Raw genomic sequence first — 3376 nt, 5'->3', positions numbered from 1 at the left:
ACGTAGTACAGATCAGCCAATCTATACACTAAAAAGTCAATGATCTCTGTATCTGAAGAACCTTTGCGAAACATTAAATAGGCATTTTCTATTTGTTCCTGTTTAAAGAAATCCAGATCGTCAGAACCATACGCACTAAAGGCGTTCCATGATTTTAGGCCCTCCAGCATGTTCCAATGTGCCTCATACATCAATTTCGCCAGTCCTAATTGCTTATTATACTCGGCCCTGTCTGGTCTGTTTTTAGAGCTTTTGAGCAGGTAATTATATTTCTCCAGCAAGTGCTGATCGGCTTTTTTTGCCTCGCTTAGCAGACTGTAATAAGCCCTGGAAACATAGGCATTATATAATTTCACAAATAAGCTGGCCCTTTCCCGGGCTTTAGGCTTCATGGTTGCCAGAATTTCCTGCTCCGTGGAGGTATAAAGATCCTCCATGGGGGTATCACTGGAAGTGGTACCATTATAGGAATTATCCCATGCGGCTGACTGGGTGGTTTCTTGTAAGTTACTTTTATAGTCTTGTTGAGTGTACTGCTGAGCCGCAGTGTTAGTCGTAAAGGAGACGGTAAGCAGCAGCCATACCAGCCCTGAAAAAATAGGTAGTTCGTTTTTTCTTTCCATTTTCACCAATAGGATTATAATCCCATTTTACGCTCCTGTTCTAAGAGAGCTTATTCTACCTCAAGTAACGAAAAGAAGGAAGTTAAAAAAAGAAATGCCTTTAAAGGGACTATATAGTCGATGAGGGTGCTTTAAAAAGGCTTGTCCGATGTAAAAACCTACAAGCATGTACGGCAGCTTACTCCCCATACGAGCTTACAGCATATAGAAAATCTATTGGCTATATGCCTGGTATTTTATCCTTTGTACAAAAAAAAGGTGCATTCGGACATTTTACAAGTGTCTTCGTCCCTGAATCACTATAAAAAACCGCTTAACTCCTTATATTACATATAACTCCCTCAGATCTCTCCAAATCATCATTTAATAGCTACTAGCAATGGACCATAAATCCGTAAAAGTGTAATCTAAACTCCATAATTATGAAAACAAAAATCCAGAGTAGTCTGAAAGCAATGTTTAAGCTGGCCATAATGGCACTAATTGTGATGACCTATTCCTGCAGCAAGGAAACTGCTCAGGAGCTTAAAGAAACGCAGGGTGCGGAGAAAGCCATATCTGAGAATACTACCAATGAAATAAACTATGTTTTGGAAACCTTTATCCAGGGCTCTCCCATTAGCGGAGCCAATGGTATTGACATTGGGCCGGAAGGCAATCTTTACATCGCAAGTGTTACTGGTCAGGAAATTGTTGTGATGAAGGAGAATGATGGCGAGATCATCGATAGAATTGGGCCAGAAAGGGGAGTTCTAGGTCCTGATGATCTTGTGTTTGGTCCGGATGGAACGCTCTACTGGACCGACATCCTAACAGGATTTGTAGGACGAATGACTGCGGATGGACAACAGTTAGGGTACCAATTTGTTGCCCCTGGTGTTAATCCTATTGGGTTCTCACCCGATGGGCGTCTCTTTGTAGCCCTTGATTTCCTGGGCGACGGCTTGTATGAGCTTGATCCCAATCTTGTGGAACCTCCGCGCCCTATAGTGGTAGCCACTGAAGATAACCCTTTCCCCCTTGGTTTTTTAAATGCATTTGACTTCTGTTCGGACGGGCGCTTATATGGCCCCCTGTTTGCACTAGGTTATGTTATCAGTGTGAATGTAGATGCTGATAATCCTGTTACTTCAGACCCCTTCAATGACCCTGATTTGGATCTTCAAATAGTGGCAACAGGGTTTAAGAATCCTGCAGCTGCAAAGTTCGGCCCGGACGGACTTCTATATGTACTGGATCAAACTGGCGAGGTTTTTAAGGTAAATGTTGAAACCGGTGAGAAAACATTGTTCATTACTTGCCAACCAGGGCTTGATAATCTGGTCTTCTGCGCAGATGGTGCCTTTTATATGACCAATGCTGACTACGGGTGGGTAGACGAAATACAACCAAGCGGGGAATCTCGCAACATAAGCCGTGGGGGGTTAATAGCACCTCAGGGTCTGGCCGTTTTACCGGGAACTAATGGCCAGGATGCTTTGTATGAGGCTGATCTATTTAATTTAAGACAATTCAATACACAAAGCGGTGAAGAGGAAAATATTTATAAGGGCTTTCTTGTTCCTGAAGGTCCGGAGTCACTGATATTACCGATGAATATTTCAACAGATGGGAACAATCTGGTAGTTTCTTCATGGTTTAGTGGTGGGGTACAGGTCTGGAATCCTCAGGATGGAGTTATTGAGGCCTATCCTGCCTTTCCAGTTCCCATGGATGCCCTCCGATTCAAGGATGATATTATAGTCTCCGATGCAGGACTGGGAGGTAGTGGTTTGTACTGGGCGAGTTCCGCGGAAGAAATAGCGCTAGCCGGCATAACTGTAGGCTCGCTTGGTGGTTTGGCCACAGATGGGGAAACCGTATGGGCGGCCGACTGGGTCACAGGCAATATTTTACAGATAGGTTTTGATGGCAAAACCCCAACTAATATTGAGGTTATAGCTGGTCTGCAGAATCCCGAAGGATTGGCTTTAGATGAAACCGGTGGCTTGCTGGTGGTTGAATGGGGAGCTGCACGCCTATCGCGTATAGACTTGTTAACTGGTGAAAGGACCACCATTGCTGAGGGTCTTGAACTTGGCACTGCTGGTCTGGGTGCTCCTCCAGGGTGGTCATTTGATGGTGTTACCATTGGTTCATCCGGAGACATCTATGTTTCAGGTGCCGGAGCGAATGTTATTTATCGCGTCACGCAAGAATAAGGTACATTAAAAACTTCCAACCCTGAGAATTGGAGCATTTTGTTTGAGGAAAGAAGTGCGTAGTAAAGGCTGAGAAATCTAAAGGATGGTCAAATAAATAACTGAATTCGTTTCATAAAAGTCCCTTATGTCATTTCGATATGAGGTGCGAAGCAACGATTGAGAAATCTAAAGGATAGGCCAAGAAATCCCTGAATCCCGTTCGAAAAGACCTTGATGTCATTTCGACATGAGTAGCGAAGCAATGATTGAGAAATCTAAAGGATAGGCCAAGAAATCCCTGAATCCCGTTCGAAAAGACCTTGATGTCATTTCGACATGAGTGGCTTAGCAACGATTGAGAAATCTAAACTACACTCAACTTCATTTGAAAACAGTTGTTTTGAGATTTCTCACGCGCACTGCGTGCGGTTCGAAATGACAGCTATACGTTGCACCAGCCTATTTTAAACCCAAACAGGTCATTTCGATATGAGGTGCGAAGTACCGACTGAGAAATCTAAAGGATAGTTCAAGAAATCCCTGAATTGGGTTTCGGGAAGACCTCTATGT

Annotated in this window: 2 protein-coding genes; one reads left to right on the top strand and one right to left on the bottom strand. The window is 43.7% G+C overall.

Annotated elements, in window-relative coordinates; translation table 11 throughout:
- Window positions 1-623, bottom strand: a 623-nt coding sequence (locus tag WBN20_RS09720; RefSeq protein WP_424281533.1) for a hypothetical protein, incomplete at its 3' end; no start/stop codon positions are given.
- Window positions 624-1045: 422 nt separating this feature from the next.
- Between WBN20_RS09720 and WBN20_RS09715 the strand changes: the two genes are divergently transcribed.
- Window positions 1046-2824 carry a hypothetical protein gene (locus tag WBN20_RS09715; RefSeq protein ID WP_424281532.1) on the top strand — a complete coding sequence of 593 codons (1779 nt, stop codon included), beginning with the start codon at window positions 1046-1048 and terminating at the stop codon, window positions 2822-2824.
- Window positions 2825-3376 lie beyond the last annotated feature (552 nt).

Origin of the sequence: Eudoraea sp. (genome assembly GCF_049665975.1) — a bacterium.
Classification (GTDB): Bacteria; Bacteroidota; Bacteroidia; order Flavobacteriales; family Flavobacteriaceae; genus Eudoraea.
Note: the sequence above shows the minus strand (reverse complement) of the source record. Positions and strands in the feature narration are given on the sequence as shown.

Coding starts and splice junctions, on each gene's coding strand:
- WBN20_RS09715 (WP_424281532.1), top strand. CDS start 1,046: ATGAAAACAAAAATCCAGAGTAGTCTGAAAGCAATGTTTAAGCTGGCC.